The organism is Dialister hominis, from assembly GCF_007164725.1.
Lineage (GTDB): Bacteria > Bacillota > Negativicutes > Veillonellales > Dialisteraceae > Dialister > Dialister hominis.
The window spans coordinates 1,401,811-1,423,385 of sequence record NZ_AP019697.1 but is presented as its reverse complement, the minus strand read 5'-3'; the positions used below and the strand labels follow the sequence as shown (position 1 = coordinate 1,423,385).

Below are 21,575 nucleotides of genomic sequence, written 5' to 3'. Positions count from 1 at the left end.
AAATAAATTTTTGCAGGAAGATCTGCATATAACAGGAAGGAGGGAAAGACGATGAGAATTGAAGACTTGATGGATCTTGAGATGTACGGAAGCATGTATATCCTTTTTGCCATGGCTTCTTTCTATGTAGAAGGAGCCAATCTTCTGGTACCGTCCAGAGTGAACTTCAACTTCAAAAGAGTTCTTTCGCCTTTCACATCCTTCTTTAAAGGATTCATCGGCGCAGGGGGATGGGCTGCTATGGCCCTCAGGTCCTCCGGACTTGAAGGAAAACGGGAACAACTGAATGACGGGGCATCCGGCTTTTTACGGTGCCCGGTTTCCTTTCATGATTTCGCGTGGAAGGGAACTCCGCGCGGCGAGTGGATCTAAGCGCTTTCTTTTGTCGACCAGTAAAAGAAAGGCTTATGTTTAAATCATCCATAAAATATCTGATGAATCAGACGCTGCGAGGCGTCTTTTTTGATGGAATTTTCTGGAGAGTGAGAACATGTTTTTCGTGAAAAACGATATAAAAAAATTATTGTCAGTGATGATACCGATCCTGGTCGCTCAGGTATCTACGGCAGGCATTACCTTTATCAATACAACGATGGCAGGTCACGCAGGTGCGGATGATCTGGCCGGAGTTTCTGTCGGAGCCGGTCTTTTCTATCCGATCCTGGCTTCCATTATCGGCCTTCTGATGGCTGGCACGCCTATGATGGCACAGCTTCTCGGACAGAAGAAGAAGGAAGATCTTCCTCTGATAGTCCGTACAGGCCTTATGATCGGACTTTTCATTTCCGCCGTCTTTGCAGCAGGCTACTTCCTTTTCGTCGACAACCTGATGGAATACCTTGCTCTTGAACCGGCCGTTGAACATATTGCCCGCGGCTACCTGCTTTCTATGGTGGGTGTCGTGACTTTCGTGACATTGATCATTCCACTTCGCTGCCTGACAGACACGGCAGGATCCACGTCTGTTTCCATGAAGCTCTTCCTCATTGCTCCGCCAGTGAATGCGGTGCTTGATTATCTCTTCATTTACGGACACTTCGGATTCCCGAGACTTGGCGGTATCGGCGCAGGCGTTGCTACGATGATTACGTACGGATGCCTTCTCGCACTCTTCCTTGCAGTGATTCTTACCACGAAGGAATTTATGGGAAAGAATATTTTCTCTTCCTTTAAGATCCGCAGAGCAGACCTGAAGGAATACCTGGTCGTCGGTGTTCCAAGCGGCATGTCCATTTTCATGGAAATGAGCCTTTTCAGCCTGATCATCGTGTTCCTTGCCAGGTACGGCACGGATACGCTGGCGGCTTACCAGATTGCGGACAACTTCGCAAGTCTCGTGTACATGCTTCCAGTCAGCTGCTCCATGGCGCTGACAATCCTGATTGCAACAGCAGCAGGTGCAGGGGATATTTCCCTGGCACGCCGTTATAAAAAAGCCGGTTTCATCACAGCGATGGCTGGCGCTCTTATGACCGTTTCCTTTACGCTCTTCTTCCGTCATTCCATCGGAATGGTATACACGGATGATGCAGCTGTCGCAGCCATTGCAGCACAGTTCCTGATCTACAGCGCCGGATGGCAGCTCTTCGACGCGATTTCCACTCCGATTCAGGGAATTCTTCGCGGATTGAAAGATACACGCGTATCCTTCGTCCTCATGGTTGCCGCTTACTGGGGCGGATGCTTCCCAATGAGCATCCTTCTGGACAGCGTGACGGATCTTGGCGCAGCTTCTTACTGGCTCGGCCTTGATTTCGGCGTAGGATGCTCGGCGCTCCTCATGGTTCTCAGACTGTTCTATGTCGAAAGAGTCATGGACGGAAGACCCGTACCGGTCATCGACAATATCCTGGCATTTTTCAAACTCAAGACAGCAGCTTCCGGCATGCCTGCTTATGCAGCCGCTTTTTCCGGGGAAGATCATTCTATCCGCGCTGTTGTTGAAATGAACATAAAACAGGCAGAAAAATTAATCGCTTTTATGACGGAAATGGAAGAGAAACTTTCCGTTCTCATCCAGAACGTCAAGGAAGCAGAAGTAGATATCTTTACTGAAACACGGAGGGTCCTTCCGATCAGAAAGGCTCTTCTGACGGATCTTCATTTATCCATACTAGGCCATGCGACGAGGGCCTACGTGCCTTAGGGTTATCTATAAGAGGCGGATACTGGAAACACATCCTCGTCAGCCTGAATGACACAGGGGGCTGTGACAAAATGGTTAATCATTTTGTTGCAGCCTCTTTTTTGCGTCTTTATTTCATCATTTTTAGCTCTGCTGTAAGCCTTTTACGTAAAAATGCGCGTAAGCCCCCTTACCCCCATAAGACTTTTAATTATATTGTCTTAGGCGGCAATCCTTATACGCATTATTTTTGTGATGTATTTCCTTAAATTATAGCCAAGTGCTACCAGGTATAACTCGGCTTTTACAGAATCTATCCCTTTTCTGACGATTCTTTTGTACCATCTGTCATGTTTCATGATTCCAAAAGTTCCTTCAGCCTGGATTGACCGGTTCATTCTTAGCAGGGCTCCATGGATGCTTTCCAGATTATCCTGAACCTCCTGGTACATGTTATTCCGTTCTCTGCTCAATGAGATTCTTTTGTTCTTCGGGGTCTTTTTACATTGCTCTGCCAGCGGGCATCCTTGGCAGTCTTCGCATTCAAATACTTCCTCCTGCCTGCCGTATAAGTTCCCTCTGACCAGATGTCTATAGATAAATTTGAAAGCCCTGTCATTTGGACAACGGATGGTTCCATTCTCATCAACTCTAAAGTTTATTGGCCGAAACGGATTGGTATGGTATTTCTTGTCTTTCGTTTCTTTCTTGTACATGGGGAATTTCATATACTTTTCCATACCGTGCTGCTCGCAATAGATGTAATTGTTGAAAGATCCATATCCTGCATCTGCCACAGGATACTTAGGATAAGCCCCATAGACTTCGTGGAATTCCTCCATCAGCGGTACGAAGCAATCCATATCTGAACGATACTGGTTAACATCAATTACGGCAATAAATTCATCGGCAACACCTATTTGGACATTGTATGCAGGCAGAAGCTGATCATTTCCCATGTAGTCCGACTTGATTCGCATGAATGTTGCATCCGTATCGGTCTTCGAATAACTGTTTCTGGAAGTACCGCATATCTGTATCTTCTCAACATATTCTTCAAGTTTTGATGTATATGCCTTAAGCTGCTCATACTTGCGTTGATGATCGGACTTGCGATGCCCGCTTCCATGAACAAAGGCCGTCTCATCAATCTGCCAGATTTCTTTTAATTTATCCAATACCAGACGCAGATAGTCCGGAGCGTATTCTGTATTGATGTTTACACTCATATGGTCATACTTAAGATCATCATTGAGTAACTCAAAAAGGCTGGTAATCTTGGCAAAAAGCTTGTAGCGGGATTTTTCAGCGGATTTCTTCCATACCCAGCTGTATTTATTTGCGTTCGCTTCAAACTTGGAACCGTCAATATATATATGCTGCAAATCCACGTTGAGTTTGCCGCAGAGTTCTTTCGTAATTGAATAAAAGATATCCTTGAGAGAATACTTAAGAAAGCCCTTCACGAAATGACAGAATGTCCGATAGGATGGGGCTTCATAATTCATCAGGTACATATATCTGATATTAACCCTGCAATTATCTTCAAGTTTTCTAAAAGAGCAATATCCTTCTTCTGCGAAACCATAGATGATCGTTTTCAGCATGTTGACGGGATTATACCTGGGTCTGCCAGCGCCACGCGTCGGTATGTAACGAAGGTACTTTTTAAGATCGATTTCCTCCATAAATCTGTCATACATTAAAACAGGATCATCGACATTGAGAATCTCAGAGGGAAACATTGGCAAAATGCCTTGTTCTGCGGTAAAATGATTGCTAGTGTTGTTATTTTTCATTGTAAAAAATTATAACACGAAAGGCTCTGCCCCGGACCAAATGATCCGGGGCAGAGCCCTTTTTGTTGGGATGAATTTTGTCACATCCCCTTTTTGCATGCCCTTTGCCTTGAATCATACGGAGCTCTAAAAACGTGAGTTTAGTGATAGAATCTGAAAACTGTACAAGATATAAGACAAATAATTAGATAGTGAACAAGTTGTATTATATCTAAAATCCTTCTATAATAGAGGAAAGTGAAATTTTTCTGTATAGAGGATGGGATAGATATGAAGAAATACTGGATAGGAGCGGCAGCCCTGCTGCTTGCCGCCGGACTTACCTTGTCAGGCTGCGGGAATGACAGCGGCAGGGAAACGGGCAAGATTCATGCAGTGACGCATGCGAACTGGAAGCCGTTCGAATATATGAAGGATGGGAAGATTACAGGCTTTGATGCGGTGTTTCTCGAAGAAGCAGCCAAACGTGCAGGCCTTTCGGCAGAGCTTGGCGATGCAGGATGGGAAGCTCTTTTTGAGCAGATCCGTTCCCATCAGGCAGATCTTGCCATTTCCGGAATCACGATTACAAAGGAAAGGGAGGCATCGTATCTTTTCTCGAAGCCTTACTTCATTTCCCGTCAGGCCATCCTAACAAGGCCGGACAAGGATATCCGAAGTGCTGAGGATTTGAAGCGCTCTGACATAGAAGCCATTGCTGTCCAGAATGGATCGACAGGACAGGAAGCTCTTGAGAAACTTCTCGGCAAGAATGCTCCTGTCATTAAAAAGACACCCATGTCCATCCAGATGCTGATCGGAGGGCAGGCAGATGCCATAGTAGGGGATGAAACATCCCTGAAATCCATCCAGGCGCAGTATCCGGACCAGCACCTTGTGATTGTTTATGATGATCAGGCGTTCAAGCCGGAATACTTTGGCATTCTTTATGCTAAGGACAATACGGCGCTTAAGGAAAAGCTGGACAAGGCCATTTCTTCCATGGTGGAAGACGGAACGTACTCGCGCCTCTATGAGGAATGGTTCAAGACAAAGCCGGACGAGAAGGTCCTGGCAAGTTTGAAGAAGTAAGGAAGCGGTATGATGTTTGATTTCAATTGGAACATCCTTGAAGCATATGTTCCTTTCTTCATATCAGGGACAAAGCTGACGATCGAACTCTCCGTCACCGCATCACTGGCGGGATTCTTCCTCGGTCTCTTCCTGGCAGTCCTCCGGGTATCGGGGAGGAAATTCCTCTCCCTTCCCGAGGCCTGTTTCATGGAGTGCATTCGCGGCACGCCTCTTCTGCTGCAGCTTCTTGTCGTATACTTCGGAATTATTCCTCTGCTCATGAGGAAACCGGACGGGACGCTGGCGGCAATGCTGGCGCTTTCCATCAATGCGGGGGCTTATATCGCTGAGACAATCCGGGGCGGCATCCTCGCTGTCGATGAAGGGCAGGAGGAAGCGGCAAGGGCGCTGGGGCTTTCGCACTGGCAGTGCCTTCGCTATGTCGTTCTTCCGCAGGCTGTTCGTTCCGTCCTTCCGGCGCTTGGAAATTCCTTTGTCAGTCTCATCAAGGACTCTTCACTGGCTTCCGTCATTGCCGCGCCCGAGCTCATGTACTGGGCCAATGCAGCCAATGCGGAATACTACCGCGTCTGGGAGACCTTCATCACGACAGGCCTGATTTACCTCATTCTGACCGTGACGACCGGCCGCCTGCTTGCCCGTCTTGAAAGGAAGAGGGCGTAGGAAACCATAGGAAATCTGCCGCTTCATCTTATCGAAGTTTTTTGTATTCTTATGCCCGTTTTGATGGGATTTCACGTCTCACGAAAGGGGCTTTTCGTGATATACTAATGAGTGTGGCGATAGCAATTTACATAAGATATTTATGTTTCTGTCAATAACAAGGGAGCCTGAAAATGCATAACGAACAACAAGTGACCCCTCATATTTACTGGGTGGGCGGCAACGACTTCAATTCCCCCAGATTTGAAAATCTGATTCCTCTGAAATCCGGGGTGACATATAACAGTTATTTCATCGACGACGAAAAGACAGCTGTCATCGATACGACAGATACCGTAATCCGTGATCTTTTCATCGGCAATGTCAGCCATCTGCTTCACGGCCGCAAGCTGGATTACATCGTGGTCAACCATATGGAACCCGATCACAGCGGGTCCCTTCTGGCGCTTGCCATGGCATACCCAGAAGCAAAGATCGTGGCTTCGGCGCAGGCACTCAAGATGCTTGGACAGTACTTCCAGGTATCCATGCCTGAAAGATACATTACATCCGACGAAAAGCTCGTCATCGATCTTGGCATGCACAAGCTGCGTTTCCTCAAGGCTCCGATGGTTCACTGGCCGGAAGTCACCTTCACGTATGATGAAACAGAGGAGGTCCTTTTCACCGCAGATGGATTCGGCACATTCGGTATCCTGAATGGTTCCATTTTCGCTGACGACGTGGATTACAAAGAAGAATACCTGGGCGAATGCCGCAAGTATTATGCCAATATTGTTGCCCGCTTCGGCCCGCAGGTCCTCTCAGCCCTGAAGAAAGTGGATGCGCTTGATGTCCGTTATATCTGCTCGCTCCATGGCCCGGTCATCCGCAGGAAGGAAGACATAGATTTCCTGATCGGGGAATACAAGAAATGGGCTTCCTGGACGCCGGATTACCAGTCAGTCAACATTTTCATCGCTTCTGCTTATGGCAATACGGCTATGGCGGCTGAAGTCCTTGCGGCCAAGCTTGCCAAGCGCGGCATCAGGAACCTGAAGATGGTGGACGTCTGCACGGTCTCCCTTGCTGATTCATTTACAGAAATTCTCCGCAGAAGCCACATCGTTCTTGCCGCTTCGACAATGAATATGACAGTCAATCCCCTGATGAGCGCATTCCTTGCCATCTGCACGGAAATGAATGTCACGAACAGAAAGGTTTCCATCATCGGGAACAGCAGCTGGACACCGAATGTCAGCGGCCAGCTGATGAAGGATGTCGTATCGAAGTGGAAGAACTGCGAATTGCTGGGGGATCCGGTTCATATCGTCTCCTCCATGCATGATGATGATGCAGATATTGAAAAACTGGCAGATATCATTGCAGAAGACATACTTAAGGAAAAATAACAGAAAAGAAGGTTAAAGAATGAAAAAATGGATGATGGCTCTGGCTGCGACTTGCGCCGCGGCTGTCATGGTGCTGTCTGGATGCGGAAATACGCCTTCCGTTCATGTGACAAAAGCGGCCATCAGTACAGAACCTTTTACATTGGAAACAAAAGCGGCTCCGGAAGCCCTTCATACGGCGCCTGTCATTCCTTCCGTATCAGGCGGCCTGATTTCAAACCCGCCGGATATCGGAGCGACAGTCAAGGCAGGCGATGTCCTCTTCAAGATCGACGCATCACAGTATGAAGCGCAGGCATCGGCCCTGCAGCAGAAAATCGCAGAATCTTCTGCCCAGGCAGCGCCTGTCTACAACGGTCCTTCCGTAGATAACAGCCTTGAGGCTTCCCTTTTGAAGCAGGGAATCATCACAAGAGCTGAATATGAAAAAATCAAGGGAAGAAGCATGCCGTCCGGCGGTGCTGTTTCTGGCGGCGGAGCTCCTGATCCCGGACTGATTGCATCACTCCAGACGCTTCAGAAAACGATTGCTTCCTGCACTGTCCGCGCGCCGATCAGCGGCGTCGTCTCCCAGGTTTATCTTGGAGATACGCACATGGCAATGGCAGGGAAACCAGCACTCGTCATCCGTCAGGATTCACCAGTCGTCGCAACGATCGAGCTTCCTGTCCGTCTTGATTCCGTGATGGAAAAGGCAAAGGATGAAAAGACACTGACCGTGTCTATGAGCGATGGCAAGGGTGTATGGTACGGCGAGCTCAAGCAGCAGCCAAATCAGAATGGTGAAAAATATACCACCTATAAGATTCAGGTAGATAATCCGCAGAATGAAATCACAATCGGAAATGAGTATGATATCCGTGTGGAAAGCGGGCAGAATGTTTCCTGCATCATGATTCCGGACTCTGCGATTATCGGAGACAATACGGTTGCCATCGTCAATGATGGAAACCTCGTCGATATCAAGGACGTTTCCATTGCAAGCCGTCAGGGCGGCTATGCGATGATCATGGATGGTTTGTCTGAAGGAGACCGCGTTATTACCGATCCTCCGAAGGGCATTGAAATGGGCATGCAGGTCGATGTGAAATGAAATGGGTAAGAGAAGACTTCCTGGGAGATTCCGTTGAAACGGCAAAGAAGCTCATAGGAGCCGTCCTTGTCCATCGTTCGCCGGATGGGATTACCGCTGGGCGCATCGTGGAATGCGAAGCATACGGCGGTATCTGGCGGGGCCATGAAGATGACGGTGCCCATGCCTTCAAAGGTTTGACGCCAAGAACCCGAGTTATCTTCGGAGAAGGCGGACATGCCTACCTCTACCTCATCTATGGGATGTACACCTGCCTCAATGTGGTGTGCGGCCATGAGGGAGAAGGGACGAGCGTACTTTTAAGAGCACTTGAACCGCTGGATGGAATCGATCTTATGAAGGAAAGACGCCATACAGACAAGATGAAGCTTCTGGCCTCCGGTCCCGGGCGCCTGACGCAGGCAATGGGCCTTAATAAATCCTTCTACGGGACAGACCTTACGGGAGATACCCTTTGGATCGAAAGCAGGAATGACGGGCCGTATCCCGTCAAGCGCAGCAAACGCATCAACATCGATTACGCCAGGTACGGGAAGAGCTTCCCCTGGAGATTCACACTGGAAGGAAGCCCCTTCATTACAAAGAAATAAGGAAACGCCGGAGGCACGAACTTCCGGCGTTTTTTGACGGAAGGCGCTGTATTCCCATTTTTCGTCCTGTTCCTGTATAATATAGAAAATATATGCCTGAAAGGGAGAGATTATGAAATTACTCCGTTTGATTCTGCAGGGATTCAAATCCTTTGCGGATAAGACAACCATAGAATTCGCCGATGGAATGACTGTCATCGTAGGCCCGAACGGCTGCGGGAAAAGCAATATTTCCGACGCTGTGCGCTGGGTGCTCGGGGAACAGAATGTCCGCAATCTGCGCGGACAGAAAAGCGAGGATATCATTTTCGCAGGTTCCGAATCAAGGACGAGGAAGAACGGCGCGGAAGTCACGCTGGTACTGGACAATTCCAACAGGGAGCTGCCGCTCGATACAGCAGAAGTTTCCATCACAAGAAGAATTCTTCGCAATGGGGACAGTGATTTCCAGATCAATAAAAGGAACTGCCGCCTGAAGGATATTCATGAGCTTCTGGCCAACACAGGGCTCGGGAAGGGTTCCCTTGCCATTATCGGGCAGAACAGGGTCGATGAAGTACTGACGGCAAAACCGGAAGAAAGAAGAGCCATTTTTGAAGATGTGGCGGGCATCAGCCTGTACCGCATGAGAAAGAATGAAGGCCTGCAGAAGCTTGTCAAAACGGCGGAAAACATGGACCGTGTCAAGGATATGATGGCGATGCTTGATGAACAGACCGGGCCGATGAAGGAAAAGGCAGAAAAAGCAAAAGCATACAAGGCGCTTGCAGCGGAAAAAAGAGCCGTGCAGGCGACGATGTCTGCCTTAAAGCTTGATTCCATCAAAGAATCCCTCGAAAAGCACAAGGCGGAAACGGAAACTCTTGAGCAGGATAGTGTGAAGTGGAAGGCAGAGCTTACAAAAGCAGCGGCTGCTCTTGCCAAGCTCGAACAGGAAACGCTTCTCCATCAGGAAAAGGTGAAGAAGGCAGGCACGGATTTCGCAGAAGCTAAGGAGAAACTCGATGGTATCCGCGTAGACTACAAGATCAAGGAAGAAGCACTCGAACAGGAGAAAAAAAGAACAGAAGAGCTCAAAGAGGATGAAGAAGATCAGAAAGAAGCCGAAGAAGAACTGATCGAAGAAATCCAGAATGATGAAGAGGAAATGAAGGCAGCCGAAGCCGAAAAGGCAGACTGGCTTGCAAAGCAGAATCAGGCAGAAGCCGAGAAGGAAAAACTGGCCGGAGAGTTGGAAGCATCTGAAAAGGCGTATTCCGAAATCCTGAATTTCAGCCGGCAGAAAATGGCAGAAAAGCAGAAGCTTGAGCAGGGACTGGCGTACCTGGATAATGAGGTCCGCCGTCTTAAGGGAGAATCATCCAGAAGGGAAGAGGCAGCAAAGAGCATCGAGGGCGAACTCCAAAAAACGAATGAGGCGCTCGCAAGCCTGCTCGCAGAAGAAAAAGAGGCCATGGCCCGTCAGGAACAACTGAAGGAAGAGGGTATCCGCGACAGAAAAGCACTCGATAAGGCAAGAAATGAATGCTTCTCCATTGGAAATGAATTGAATGAAGCGGAATCCTCTTTCCGTACCATCCATTCCCACCGCGAGTACCTGGAAAAGGCAGATAAGGAATATGCAAGCTTTTCCAGAACAACGAAGACAGTCATGGAAAACAGGGCCATCTTCGGAGACGCCGTTCATGGCGCTCTTGGCGAATTGATCCATGTCCCGTCAGAATATACAGCTGCTGCAGAAGTGGCTCTGGGAAGCCAGATTTCAAACATTGTCACAGATACGACAAAATCAGCCGGGGACATCATCCGCTGGCTGAAGGAAAAGAACCTTGGCCGTGCGACATTCTATCCGCTTGAATCCATGAAGCCGTCCTCTTATTCCGGAAGAGAACAGGAAGCTTCCCGGGAAGAGGGAATCCTTGGCATTGCCGCTGACCTCTTCGAGACGGACTCCCTGTATCAGGATCTTCTCCACTCCCTTCTGGGAAGGACTCTGATTGCCAAAGATCTTGATGCGGCAAGAAGAGTCTCCAAGAAGTACGGCTACCGCCTGCGCATTGTCACGCTGGACGGTCAGATCGTCAATGCCGGAGGCTCCATGACCGGCGGATCCATGAAGAAGAAGGAAAATACCTACTTCGGAAGAAAAGAAGAAATCAAGGAACTTTACGCAGAAGAAAAGAAGCGCGAAAAGGACCTTGCTGATTTAAGGAAAAGGAAACAGGAAAAGGAAACGGCAAGGGACAGCCTTTCTGAAAAGGTGGCAGGAGAACGCGAATCCTGGCATCAGATGGATCTGGCGCTTGCTTCCTTCAAAGGGCAGAAGGATGGCCTTGAAAAGACCAAGACGGATCAGGAAACCCGCCTGAAAGAAGGAAAAGATGCCCTTGCTTCCATCAGCGAGTCTCTGGAAAAATCCGTTCAGCAGATGACGGAAGGCCGGGAGCTTCTCAAAACGTATGAGGATATTCCTGAACCAGGAAAAGATGAGAAGAGCCTTGCTATCCGCAAACAGATCGATGATAAGGCAGGCGAACTCATTGCCATCCGAGAAGGACTGACGAAGGCAGAAAGCCGTGCATCCTTTGCAAAGCGCATGATGAACGACGCCAAAAAGGCGCAGGAAGACCAGAAGAAAGACAGGGAAGACCTCGAAAATAAAAAGAAAGCCAATGAAGAAGCAAAGAAAAATCTTGCTGAAACACTGGAAAAACTGAATCAGGATTTCGAAGAGGCAAACGGAAAATGGGAGTCCATCCGCACGAAGCAGGAATCCCTGCAGGGCGAGACTGACAGGTATGCAGCGCTTGAACGCGACAGCCAGGCAGCCTGGAGAAAGGCGCAGGAGAAGTCCTCATCTGTTGAAAAGGATCTGGCGGATAAGAAAGCGCGTTTGGAACGGTTCAAGGAAGAAGAGGCTGAAGAGCTGCAAAAAATCAGTGAAGAGGGGATGACCCGTGAAGAAGTGGAAACGCTGAAGCTTCCGGGAACCCTGAATGAAATGAAGAACCGTGACAAGGTGCTCGCGGGAAAGATTGCCGATCTTGGCACGGTCAATCCGGCCGGCGAGGAAGAGTATGAAGAGCATCTGAAAAAGAGAAACTTCTACGAAGAACAGATCAACGACATGAGGGGCGCTGAAGAAGAGCTCCGGACGGTCATCAAGGATATCGATGAGAAGATGGCATCGCAGTTTGACGAAGCCTTCACCAAAGTCAATCAGGAATTCGGGCGCATCATGCAGATCATGTTCCAGGGCGGCAGCGCGAAGCTTGAACTGACCGATCCGGAGCATCCTCTGGAATGCGGCGTGGAAATGTACCTGCAGCTTCCCGGCAAAAAGCGCCAGCCGCTGACGCTGATGTCCGGCGGCGAAAGAGCGCTGACGGTCATTGCGCTCCTGATTTCCTTCATGGCATACAGGCCTGCTCCCTTCTGCTTTGTCGATGAAATCGATGCGGCGCTCGATGATTCCAACGTGGACCGGTACAGCCGCATGATTGCCGAATACAAGAAAAAGACACAGTTCATCGTCATTTCCCACAGGAAGAGAACGATGGAATTTGCTGATACACTGCAGGGCGTCACCATGGGAGAAAAAGGCGTCTCTTCGCTTGTGACGGTCAAAATGAAAGATTACGTGGAATGATGAAATGTTCGGGCGTAATTTTCACGTAAATGATACAATAGCCATATAAGGGTAAGGACTAAAGGAGGGTACAATGGGATTTTTTGATAAAATTCGCAAAGGGCTGACAAAGACAAAAGAGTCTTTGATCAAGAATATAGAGAGCGTTGTCATCGGCTATGCAACGATTGACGAGGACTTCCTGGAAGACCTGGAAATGGTACTTCTTTCCGGGGATATCGGTGTCCGCACGACGGATTTCCTGATGAGGCAGATCCGCCGCGGTGTTACCGAAGGCACGATCCACAATACGAACGAAGTCATGCCTTTCATGGAAAAGACAGTGGAAGAACTTCTGAAGGATGACGAGAAGGATCTGAAGGAAGTGCATCATCCAGAGGTCATTCTGGTCGTAGGCGTCAACGGTGTGGGCAAGACGACGACAATCGGCAAGATGTCGGCCCGCTATCACAAGGAAGGAAAGAAAGTCCTTCTGGCGGCTGCCGATACATTCCGTGCAGCGGCATCCGAACAGCTGACAATCTGGGCAGAACGCACCGGCGCTGACATTGTCAAGCATGCGGAAGGCGCAGATCCTGCGGCCGTTGCTTTTGATGCTGTCTCTGCCGCTAAGGCAAGAGGCGCAGATGTAGTCCTGATAGATACGGCCGGCCGTCTTCAGACAAAGGTCAACCTGATGGAAGAACTGGCAAAGATCAGCCGTGTCGTCAAGAAGGTCATTCCGGATGCTCCGCATCAGACGCTTCTTGTCCTTGATGCAACGACAGGGCAGAATGCTGTCAGCCAGGCAAAAAATTTTGGTGAAATCGTTCCGCTGACAGGCGTCGTCCTGACAAAGCTTGACGGAACAGCCAAGGGCGGCGTCGTCCTTTCCATTTATGAAGAGCTCCATGTCCCGGTCAAATGGATCGGCCTGGGAGAAAGAGAAGACGATCTTGAACGCTTCAATGCGAAGGACTTTGCAAAGGCCCTTTTTGAAACAACCGATCATGCTTCCGGAGAAAGCACAAAGGTATAACCGGGCAGATCCGGCCTGCACTTGATTTCCAAAGAGTTTTCATACTTTTATTGATCTGAAAAAGAGGCGCATTTTTATGGTAAGTCTGGCAGCACCCCATGCGAAGGGGAAGAAATCCAATGATGTGATTTTCGGCACATCCGCTGCAGCGAAAGCGGATATTCAGAAAATCGGGGCTGAGCATGTCGTCAATGCGACGATCGGCACGATTCTGGATGACGATGAAAAAATCGTCTGCCTGCCTGTTGTGGAAAGAGTTTTCAAATCCCTGCCGATGGCAGATATTATTTCCTATGCACCGATCGCAGGCACTCCCAAGTACCTGGAAGATGCACAGGCCGTCTGCTTTGGCAGCCATCGTCCGGATGCCTATACGGCAGCCATTTCGACAACTGGCGGAACCGGCGGCATCCATCATGCTGTCCATAACTACACATCCCCCGGCGATGAAGTCCTGACGTCCGACTGGTACTGGGGCGCATACAAGACAATCTGCGAAGACAATAACAGGAAGCTGCGCACTTACAAGCTTTTTGACGAGGATCCCCAGTTCAACAGGGCTTCCTTTGAAGGAAATATCCTGCACATGGCTGAAAATCAGGAAAATGTCATGGCCATCATCAATTCGCCGGCACACAATCCGACCGGCCATGCGCTGACGAGTGAAGACTGGGATTTCGTCATTTCCCTCTTTACTGAGCTTGCTGAAAAAGGAAAGCACATGATTCTTTTTGCAGACGTGGCTTACCTGGATTATGCAGGACCGGATGCCAGAGATTTCTTCTCCAAGTTCAGCAAACTGCATGAGAATATCCTTGTCCTTGTGGAATACAGCATGTCCAAGGGCTTCACGATGTACGGTCTCAGAAGCGGCGCACTGATTGCGATTTCCTCCAGTCAGGATGTCATCACCGAATTCAGTGATATCAATTCCTTCACAAGCCGCGCAACATGGTCCAATACAGTACGGGGTGCACAGGAAACGCTCTGCCGTATCTGGGAAGATGAGAAGCTCCGAAATGAATGGGAAACGGAAAAGGAAGAATATTATAAGCTGATTCAGGAAAGAGCGGCTATTTTCGTCGAAGAGGCGAAAGAAGTTGGGCTTCCGATTCTTCCTTACAAATCCGGGTTCTTCATTTCCGTCCCTGCAAAGGACTCCAAAGCTGCCTGCAAGGCGCTCTATGACGACCACATTTACCTTGTTCCGCTCGCTGCCGGCGTAAGAATCGCCGTCTGTGCAGTCAGCAAGAAGAAAATGCATGGCATTGCAGCAAAGCTCAAAGCAGCCATGGAAAGAACAGGACAGTTATAAAAAATCACATGGGAGCTGTGACAAGATGCATGCATTTTGTCACAGCCTCTTTTTTATGGAGGGCACATGTATATAGAAGGCGTGGGAGAAGTGGAAGTCATCAGAAAGCGCATCAGCCGCATGTATATCCATGTCGGACGCGGCAGGCATGTTTTCGTGACGGCTCCCCGCACCTGCAGTGAAGATCTGATCCGCCGTTTCCTGACGGAGAAAAAAGACTGGATCCTGGCGACTCTTGAGAAGACGCCGGAAGCAGTGGAATATGAATATACCGATGGGGAAGAGCATATTCTTCTGGGAAAGAAAGTGACGCTCCATGTGGCAGGCGGCGCATCGAATGCCTGCACCCTTAACGGGCGGGATGTCATGATAACTGTCCGTTCTTCAAGAACGAGCGTCAGAAAAATTTATGAGGAATGGTCGCGCGATATGCTGAGGCGGATCGTCGTGATGTATATCAAAAAATGGGCTGAAACGATGGGTGTATTTCCAGGCGATATAACAATCCGGAAAATGAAGGGAAGATGGGGGAGCTGCAATGTGAAGACAGGCGAATTATGCTTCGCTCTCGATCTGATCACAAAAGATGGCGCCTGCATCGAGGGTGTCGTCGTCCATGAACTCAATCATCTTCTCGAAAAGGGACATACGCGGAGGTTTCATGACCTGATGGCGCATTGGGTACCTGATTACAAGGAACGCCAGAAAATATTATCTCGGAGTCCGAGGGAATTCATTTAAAGTGGTGAAATTGCCAGGAATCTGCCGCGCGGTCATTATAAAATGCGTGGCTTATTGAATTTTTTTGCAATTTTCTCAAAAATATCGAATATAGTCTTTCTGTCTGTTGCCAACTTATGGTATAATCTAATAAAATAATTCTATACCAAAATCTTTTTATGGTAGTGGTAAAGGTTTCGTGAGGTAATCGAATGAATAACACGGATTGGAAAATCCTCATCTATTTGCGCGAAGAGCGGAGTATCAATAAGGTAGCAAAGCGGCTGTTCATGACACAGCCTTCTTTGACGTACAGGCTGAGCCAGATGGAAAAGGAAATAGGATGTCCACTTTTCATCCGTACCAATAAAGGTGTGCATTTCACAGATGCGGGCAACAGGCTCTTCTCCTTCGCGGAAAAAGAGCTGCAGCAGTATCAGGATATGAAGAACTATGTCACGCATGAACCGAATTCCATTTCCGGCGTTCTCCGCATTGGCGCGAGCCAGTCTTTTGCGCAGTCCCATATGCCGGCTATCCTGAAGGGATTTGTAGACGAATACAGTGATATTGAAATTTCCCTGACGACGGATACGAGCGACCGCCTGGTCAAGCTGGTGAAGAAGGAAGACATCCATCTTGCCATCGTAAGAGGCAATCAGGAATGGCCGGATTCCGACATCCTGCTTGAAGATGCGCCTCTCTACCTGATTTCTGCCAAGGAAATCGATTACAATACACTTCCGGGACAGCCATCCATCCGTTACAGGAGTGATCCGTCCCTTGATGAACTCCGTACCCGCTGGTGGAGACATAACTTCTCCGATTCCCCGCATTTCATGCTGACAGTGTCTGACTGCCTGACCTGCGTGGAAATCGTCAACCAGGGTCTTGGTCATTCCTTGATTCCGGCCGATCTTCTTCCGAAATGCGCTCCGAGTGTCAATCGTGAGATGATTTACGACAGACAGAAGAAACCGATCTTAAGACCGAGTCACCTCATCTACAAAGAACCGATGCTTCAGTCGACGCCTGTCAGGATTTTCGTCGACTACATCCGCAAGTACTTCGGTGTGTAAATGATAAGAATAAAAGCAGACTGCCTATGCAAAGCGGTCTGCTTTTTTGATGTCCGGAGGGGGACGGGCCCATGACGTCCCTTTCCTGAACGTGCTACAATACAGAAAAGGACATGAATCGAAGGGAGGATTTCCTATGAAAAAAATCTTTGGATGGTTTCTTGCTCTTCTCCTCATTTTGGGTGCAGGCACGGTGTCCATGGCAGCTGATGAGCAGGTCATGAACCGCAAGCTGGGCTATTTTGACAATACGAGGACAGTGCTTTTCCTGCCGGCTCTCTTTGGTGACGGCGACTATGCGGCCTCGTATGTGAACCGCGAGATGAATACGATATTCCGCTATCCTTACTACAGGAAACTGGATACGGAGGGATATACTGGCAAAGCGTATTCGCCTTCAGAGCTTCCTGCTCTTGCTGAACAGACAGGAGCAGATATCGTCGTCATGCCGGTCATCTCCCGCTGGCAGCAGATCATCATGCACCCCATGCTTTTCTCGGATGGAGATGCATTCATTGAGACAGCAGCCAGGATCGATATCTACTCCTATAAGAAAGCAGACGGCATTGTCAGGGATGATAAGGCTTCCTACTGGAAGACAGAAGATGAAAGCTTTGTCAGAAATGTTTATATCCTCGATGAAATGATGAGGGATATTTACAAAACATTCCCGTACCGCCGCGTTCCGACCGATATTCCTTCCAACTTATCCGGTGATACAGCACCGGACCGCACTCCGCAGGCATCAATGAATCATTGATAAAAGTGCAAAAAGGGGATGTGACAAAATCCACCAAAACACTGTATTTCTTTTCTTGAACGAAGTTCGGTTTAAGGGTGTTTGAGCTTGCCCCGTAGGGGGAGCTGGCGCCGGAGGCGACTGAAACATCATTTGGGGACGCGGACAAAAAGTTGGACCAATTGACAGAGGTGTCAGGAGGTCAATTTATGTATTCGCATGAAGAGCGCTTAAAGGCAGTCAAACTGCACGTCGATTCGGGCATGGGGCTCAAAGGCATTATGAGAACGCTCGGCTATCCTCACGACATAAAAGTGTTGCGTCAATGGTGCCGGGAATTCAAGTTCTCCAGAGAGATTCACGAAGTAGACGGATTTGATGACGGATATTCTCTCAAACAAAAAACATTAGCCGTCAAATACTTCGTAAATTGCGGCGATCTGCGGCGCACCATCAGGGAAATAGGCTATCCCAGCAGCACGCAGAGATTGAAAATATGGGTTGAGAAATACAACCTTAACGAAAACGATCATTGGCAAGCTGACCAGAACCCTGTAAAATGGGGGCAAGATCGACAGACGGGAAGCAGTCCACTGATTCAGGAGAATCCATTCGAAGAAATTGAGATAGCCTCTAACGCTATCTACAAGGACTTAGGCTTCCTCGAGGAATTGTTCCAAAGGAGGCTGGCAACAATGTCTAAAAAGGACTCGGAAGTAACGATTGAATCTTTAAAAGAAGAAATGCAAGTACTGCTTAGAAATATGGAAAACCTCCGCAAAGAGAATAAAGCATTGCTGAAAGCCAATCAGTCACTGGGAGAGAAGACGAAGTCTCTTGATGAAAAGTGCCAGACACTTGCGAAAGAGTATAAGGAGCTTGGCGAGCAGACTCTTATTAAACGGATCGAGTACGAAGCCCTCGAGATAGCTGCAGAAACAATAAAAAAAGAAGAGGGCATCAGTCTAAAAACACTGACCAATCGGGAAAAAGCCATCGTGATTGATGCCCTTCTGAGCCGCAGCAAGTATCCCCTGAAGAAACTGCTGACGGTGCTAAATATGGCTAAAGCCTCATATTTCTACCAGAAATCCGCTATGAAGGCGGGAGATAAATATGCGGAAATACGCGAAACCATCAAAGACAAATTTAAGAAGAACCGGTCGGTTTATGGTTACCGGAGAATCTGGTTAGCGCTCAGAAAAGATGGGAAAATTCTTTCTGAGAAGCTCGTCCGCCGCTTTATGAAAGAGGATCATCTGGTTCCATACCGCAAAAAAGCTAAAAAGTATAGCTCCTACAAAGGAGAAATTTCACCTGCCCCTAATCTCGTTAACAGGAATTTTCATGCCGACGAATTAGGAAAGCTGCTTCTCACAGATATTACGGAATTCCACATATCTGCAGGGAAAGTATACCTGTCAGCTATAACTGACGTCTTTGACGGCAAGATTGTCGCATGGACGATCGGCACGTCGCCGAATGCCAAACTGGTCAATACCATGCTGGTAAAAGCGAGAGAGGCCCTGGGCGATGACAAGCATCCTATCGTTCATTCAGACCGCGGTATACATTACCAATGGCCTGGATGGATCGCCTTGATGAAGAAATTCGGCTGGACAAGATCCATGTCGAAAAAAGGGTGCTCGCCGGATAATGCTGCTTGTGAAGGTGTCTTTGGAAGAGTAAAAAACGAAATGTTCTATAATAGAAGCTGGATAGGTGTATCCATTAAAGAATTCATAGCTTACCTAGACGATTATCTTCATTGGTATAATGAAGACCGAATTAAAATTACCTTGGGCGGCATGAGTCCAGTAGAATACAGAGAAAGCTTAGGGATAATGTAAGTACTACCAGAATGGTCCAAAAAAATATCCGCACCCCCTTTCCTTCGAGTGCAACGAGGTTTTGAGGTCTTCAGATAACACAAATATATAAATGTGTTGGATAATCTTCTAATTGAATATATCAGCACAAAAGGAGCTGTAGCAAAATGATTGGATATTTTGTCACAGCTCCTTTTCATTTCCTTATAATCCTTTTTGCTCCATTCCGCTGATGAGGTAGCCCAGGTGCGGTGTGGAATTCATCGTGACAAGCCTCCAGATGCCCTTGTCATATTCGAGGACGTTGATGCAGGCATTGTCCTGCTTGATCTGCCAGAAGCGGCCGATGCCCATGCCGAAGAGGTCGCAGATGATGACCTTATTTACTGCATCGTGCGCTGCGACGAGGACGGTTTCCCCGTCATACTTTTCTGCATATTCGTCAAAAGCAGCGCGGACACGTTTCCTGACATCTTCCAGGCATTCGCCTTCCGGCATCTGTACTTTTTCCGGATGGGTATGCCAGAGATAGAAGGATTCCGGATACCTGGCTTCGATCTCATCGGCATGGATGCCTTCCCAAAGACCGTGACTGATTTCTGTCAGCCTTTCGTCCTTTTCTACGACAAGGCCATGCTTCTCAGCCGCCATCCGGCATGTTTCATAGGAACGGGAGAGGGGACTGGAAATAGCACGGTCGATGTGGATGTCCTTCAGTCCTTCTGCGCAAGCCATGCCCTGACGGATGCCTTTTTCGGAAAGCGGGGTATCTTCCTGGCCCTGATAGCGGCCTTCCGTATTCCATGTGGTTTCCCCGTGGCGGATCAGAATAATTCGTACCATGATGGCTCCTTTTTCTTAATTTCTGGATTAATGTTCGCAGTGGATGACTTTGACGTCCTTGATCCCTTCGATATTCATGAGGGACGGGAGGACAGCGGTTGGGATATCCTTGTCGACAGCGACTGCCATGACGTTGATGCCCTTGTCATTGGAAGCTCCGACCTGCATGCCGTTGATGTTGATGCCGGCAGCGCCGAGAACGCCAGCTACCTGACCGATCATGCCCGGCTTGTCTTCATGCGGAGCGATGATGATGCAGCCTTTTGGCTCGAAGTCGACTCTGAAATGATCGAGGGAAACAATCTTGGCTTCTTTTCTGTCAAAGAGGGAGCCGGTGATTCTGTGGGTTCCTTTGTCTGTGTCGATGGTGAGGGAAATCGTGTTGGTGAAGTAATGGCCCTTTCTGGCTTTGACTTCGCGGACTTCCATGTGGCGCTCTTCTGCAATGCCTCTTGCATTGACGAAGTTGACCGTCTGCTGGAGGACCGGAGCAAGGAGACCCTTTAAGACAGCGGTCGTAAGAGGTGCTGTTTCTGTTTCAGCCAGTTCGCCGGTATATTCGACATTGACGCCGGAAATCCTGCCGCCGGCCAGGTCGATGCCGATGTTGCCCATTCTTTCGCAGAGGTCGAAGTATGGCTGGATGACATTGAGTGTTGCTTTTGTAATCGGGGAAGCATTGACAGCGGTTGCAACCGGTTCACCATGGAGAGCCTGCGCTACACCGATGGCAACATCAGTGGCAACGCCTGCCTGCGCTTCTTTTGTGGATGCGCCAAGGTGAGGGGTGAGAGCGACATTGGTCAGACCGAGGAACGGGTTTTCTTCCGGCTTCAGCGGTTCGTGCGGCCATACGTCAATACCGGCTCCGGCGACTTTTCCATTCTTCAGTGCCTCGGCGAGCGCTTCGATATCGACGACTGCACCGCGGGATGCATTGACGATGCGGACGCCGTCTTTCATCTTTGCAATGGCTTCTTTATCAATCATACCGCGTGTCTCATCTGTAAGCGGTGTGTGGAGGGTGATGTAGTCAGATTCACGGAGAAGTGTATCCAGATCGGTCAGTTCCACGCCGAGCTGCTGGCCTCTTTCCAGCGGGATATAAGGATCATAGCCGATGGTCTTCATGTTGAAAGCCTGCAGACGTTTAGCCACATTGGAACCTACGCGGCCGACGCCGATGATGCCGACGGTCTTGTTCAGAAGCTGGATGCCTGTGAAGCTCTTTCTGTCCCAGCGGCCTTCCATGATGGACTGGTGTGCCTGCGGAATGTGGCGCGTCATGGAGAGCATCAGAGCAATTGTGTGCTCGCAGGCTGCAATCGTATTGGATTCAGGCGTATTGACGACAGTGATGCCTTTCTTGGTAGCTTCGGGAATATCGATGCCGTCGATACCGACACCGGCTCTGCCGATAACCTTCAGGTTCACAGCCGCATCAATGACCTTCTTGGTGACGCGTGTCTGGCTTCTTGTAATGATGGCATCATAGTCAGCAATGACTTTGCAGAGCTCATCTTCTTCCATATTCGGCTGGATATCTACAATAAATTCCTTTTCAAGGATTTCCTTGGCTTCTTTGGCAACGTCGGCGGTGATGAAAATTCTGTACATGATGATTCCTCCTTGGGGGTAATGGTTTCAG

The 21,575-nt window shown here is 48.7% G+C and carries 17 protein-coding genes; 14 read left to right on the top strand and 3 right to left on the bottom strand.

The window, feature by feature from the left end; genetic code table 11:
* The first annotated feature begins 51 nt into the window (after positions 1–51).
* Together Dia5BBH33_RS06580 and Dia5BBH33_RS06575 are read left to right on the top strand one after the other, a co-directional pair.
* Positions 52–372, top strand: coding sequence for a hypothetical protein (locus Dia5BBH33_RS06580; protein WP_022381530.1), 321 nt, complete (start codon positions 52–54; stop codon positions 370–372).
* Between the two features lie 118 nt (positions 373–490).
* Positions 491–2,146, top strand: coding sequence for an MATE family efflux transporter (locus Dia5BBH33_RS06575; RefSeq protein WP_022381531.1), 1,656 nt, complete (start codon positions 491–493; stop codon positions 2,144–2,146).
* A 200-nt stretch (positions 2,147–2,346) separates the two neighbouring features.
* Here Dia5BBH33_RS06575 and Dia5BBH33_RS06570 read toward each other — a convergent pair whose 3' ends face one another.
* Positions 2,347–3,924, bottom strand: a complete 1,578-nt coding sequence (locus Dia5BBH33_RS06570) for an IS1182 family transposase (protein WP_143332102.1) — start codon at positions 3,922–3,924, stop codon at positions 2,347–2,349.
* Positions 3,925–4,194: 270 nt separating this feature from the next.
* Here Dia5BBH33_RS06570 and Dia5BBH33_RS06565 point away from each other — a divergent pair, with 270 nt between their 5' ends.
* From Dia5BBH33_RS06565 to Dia5BBH33_RS06510, 12 genes are all read left to right on the top strand, one after another.
* Positions 4,195–4,995, top strand: a complete 801-nt coding sequence (locus Dia5BBH33_RS06565; RefSeq protein ID WP_022381532.1) for a transporter substrate-binding domain-containing protein — start codon at positions 4,195–4,197, stop codon at positions 4,993–4,995.
* A gap of 12 nt (positions 4,996–5,007) precedes the next feature.
* Positions 5,008–5,661, top strand: coding sequence for an amino acid ABC transporter permease (locus Dia5BBH33_RS06560; RefSeq protein ID WP_143332610.1), 654 nt, complete (start codon positions 5,008–5,010; stop codon positions 5,659–5,661).
* Between the two features lie 173 nt (positions 5,662–5,834).
* The gene (locus Dia5BBH33_RS06555; RefSeq protein ID WP_108850803.1) at positions 5,835–7,052 is read left to right on the top strand and encodes an FprA family A-type flavoprotein; all 1,218 of its coding nucleotides are present in this window, start codon (positions 5,835–5,837) and stop codon (positions 7,050–7,052) included.
* 19 nt (positions 7,053–7,071) lie between these two features.
* Positions 7,072–8,145 carry an efflux RND transporter periplasmic adaptor subunit gene (locus tag Dia5BBH33_RS06550; RefSeq protein WP_022381535.1) on the top strand — a complete coding sequence of 358 codons (1,074 nt, stop codon included), beginning with the start codon at positions 7,072–7,074 and terminating at the stop codon, positions 8,143–8,145.
* Positions 8,142–8,735: a DNA-3-methyladenine glycosylase gene (locus tag Dia5BBH33_RS06545; RefSeq protein ID WP_108850804.1), complete on the top strand. Its 594-nt coding sequence runs from the start codon at positions 8,142–8,144 to the stop codon at positions 8,733–8,735. Before Dia5BBH33_RS06550 ends, Dia5BBH33_RS06545 begins: the two co-directional genes overlap by 4 nt.
* 112 nt (positions 8,736–8,847) lie before the next feature.
* Positions 8,848–12,384 (top strand): chromosome segregation protein SMC, encoded by a 3,537-nt coding sequence (gene smc, locus Dia5BBH33_RS06540; RefSeq protein ID WP_143332609.1) that lies wholly within the window; start codon positions 8,848–8,850, stop codon positions 12,382–12,384.
* Positions 12,385–12,457: 73 nt separating this feature from the next.
* On the top strand, positions 12,458–13,402 hold the full coding sequence (gene ftsY, locus Dia5BBH33_RS06535) for a signal recognition particle-docking protein FtsY (protein WP_022381538.1): 945 nt from the start codon (positions 12,458–12,460) through the stop codon (positions 13,400–13,402).
* Between the two features lie 76 nt (positions 13,403–13,478).
* Positions 13,479–14,717, top strand: a complete 1,239-nt coding sequence (locus Dia5BBH33_RS06530; RefSeq protein WP_143332608.1) for an aminotransferase class I/II-fold pyridoxal phosphate-dependent enzyme — start codon at positions 13,479–13,481, stop codon at positions 14,715–14,717.
* Positions 14,718–14,783: 66 nt separating this feature from the next.
* Positions 14,784–15,458, top strand: a complete 675-nt coding sequence (locus tag Dia5BBH33_RS06525) for a M48 family metallopeptidase (protein ID WP_022381540.1) — start codon at positions 14,784–14,786, stop codon at positions 15,456–15,458.
* 191 nt (positions 15,459–15,649) lie between these two features.
* Entirely contained in the window at positions 15,650–16,516 is an 867-nt protein-coding gene (locus Dia5BBH33_RS06520; protein ID WP_022381541.1) for a LysR family transcriptional regulator, read from the top strand.
* 136 nt (positions 16,517–16,652) lie between these two features.
* The gene (locus tag Dia5BBH33_RS06515) at positions 16,653–17,276 is read left to right on the top strand and encodes a hypothetical protein (RefSeq protein ID WP_143332607.1); all 624 of its coding nucleotides are present in this window, start codon (positions 16,653–16,655) and stop codon (positions 17,274–17,276) included.
* 188 nt (positions 17,277–17,464) lie between these two features.
* Positions 17,465–19,105: an IS3 family transposase gene (locus Dia5BBH33_RS06510; protein WP_108850122.1), complete on the top strand. Its 1,641-nt coding sequence runs from the start codon at positions 17,465–17,467 to the stop codon at positions 19,103–19,105.
* Positions 19,106–19,288: 183 nt separating this feature from the next.
* Here Dia5BBH33_RS06510 and Dia5BBH33_RS06505 read toward each other — a convergent pair whose 3' ends face one another.
* Together Dia5BBH33_RS06505 and serA are read right to left on the bottom strand one after the other, a co-directional pair.
* Positions 19,289–19,927 carry a histidine phosphatase family protein gene (locus Dia5BBH33_RS06505; protein ID WP_143332606.1) on the bottom strand — a complete coding sequence of 213 codons (639 nt, stop codon included), beginning with the start codon at positions 19,925–19,927 and terminating at the stop codon, positions 19,289–19,291.
* A 27-nt stretch (positions 19,928–19,954) separates the two neighbouring features.
* Entirely contained in the window at positions 19,955–21,544 is a 1,590-nt protein-coding gene (gene serA, locus Dia5BBH33_RS06500) for a phosphoglycerate dehydrogenase (RefSeq protein WP_022381708.1), read from the bottom strand.
* Positions 21,545–21,575: the final 31 nt, after the last annotated feature.

What these genes read in the sequence shown, in the direction of transcription:
- Dia5BBH33_RS06565 (WP_022381532.1), top strand. Translation starts at nt 4,195, where the DNA reads ATGAAGAAATACTGGATAGGAGCGGCAGCCCTGCTGCTTGCCGCCGGA.
- Dia5BBH33_RS06510 (WP_108850122.1), top strand. Translation starts at nt 17,465, where the DNA reads ATGTATTCGCATGAAGAGCGCTTAAAGGCAGTCAAACTGCACGTCGAT.
- Dia5BBH33_RS06505 (WP_143332606.1), bottom strand. Translation starts at nt 19,927, where the DNA reads ATGGTACGAATTATTCTGATCCGCCACGGGGAAACCACATGGAATACG.
- Dia5BBH33_RS06575 (WP_022381531.1), top strand. Translation starts at nt 491, where the DNA reads ATGTTTTTCGTGAAAAACGATATAAAAAAATTATTGTCAGTGATGATA.
- serA (WP_022381708.1), bottom strand. Translation starts at nt 21,544, where the DNA reads ATGTACAGAATTTTCATCACCGCCGACGTTGCCAAAGAAGCCAAGGAA.
- Dia5BBH33_RS06555 (WP_108850803.1), top strand. Translation starts at nt 5,835, where the DNA reads ATGCATAACGAACAACAAGTGACCCCTCATATTTACTGGGTGGGCGGC.
- Dia5BBH33_RS06530 (WP_143332608.1), top strand. Translation starts at nt 13,479, where the DNA reads ATGGTAAGTCTGGCAGCACCCCATGCGAAGGGGAAGAAATCCAATGAT.
- Dia5BBH33_RS06525 (WP_022381540.1), top strand. Translation starts at nt 14,784, where the DNA reads ATGTATATAGAAGGCGTGGGAGAAGTGGAAGTCATCAGAAAGCGCATC.
- Dia5BBH33_RS06550 (WP_022381535.1), top strand. Translation starts at nt 7,072, where the DNA reads ATGAAAAAATGGATGATGGCTCTGGCTGCGACTTGCGCCGCGGCTGTC.
- Dia5BBH33_RS06570 (WP_143332102.1), bottom strand. Translation starts at nt 3,924, where the DNA reads ATGAAAAATAACAACACTAGCAATCATTTTACCGCAGAACAAGGCATT.
- Dia5BBH33_RS06560 (WP_143332610.1), top strand. Translation starts at nt 5,008, where the DNA reads ATGTTTGATTTCAATTGGAACATCCTTGAAGCATATGTTCCTTTCTTC.
- Dia5BBH33_RS06520 (WP_022381541.1), top strand. Translation starts at nt 15,650, where the DNA reads ATGAATAACACGGATTGGAAAATCCTCATCTATTTGCGCGAAGAGCGG.
- smc (WP_143332609.1), top strand. Translation starts at nt 8,848, where the DNA reads ATGAAATTACTCCGTTTGATTCTGCAGGGATTCAAATCCTTTGCGGAT.
- Dia5BBH33_RS06580 (WP_022381530.1), top strand. Translation starts at nt 52, where the DNA reads ATGAGAATTGAAGACTTGATGGATCTTGAGATGTACGGAAGCATGTAT.
- Dia5BBH33_RS06545 (WP_108850804.1), top strand. Translation starts at nt 8,142, where the DNA reads ATGAAATGGGTAAGAGAAGACTTCCTGGGAGATTCCGTTGAAACGGCA.
- ftsY (WP_022381538.1), top strand. Translation starts at nt 12,458, where the DNA reads ATGGGATTTTTTGATAAAATTCGCAAAGGGCTGACAAAGACAAAAGAG.
- Dia5BBH33_RS06515 (WP_143332607.1), top strand. Translation starts at nt 16,653, where the DNA reads ATGAAAAAAATCTTTGGATGGTTTCTTGCTCTTCTCCTCATTTTGGGT.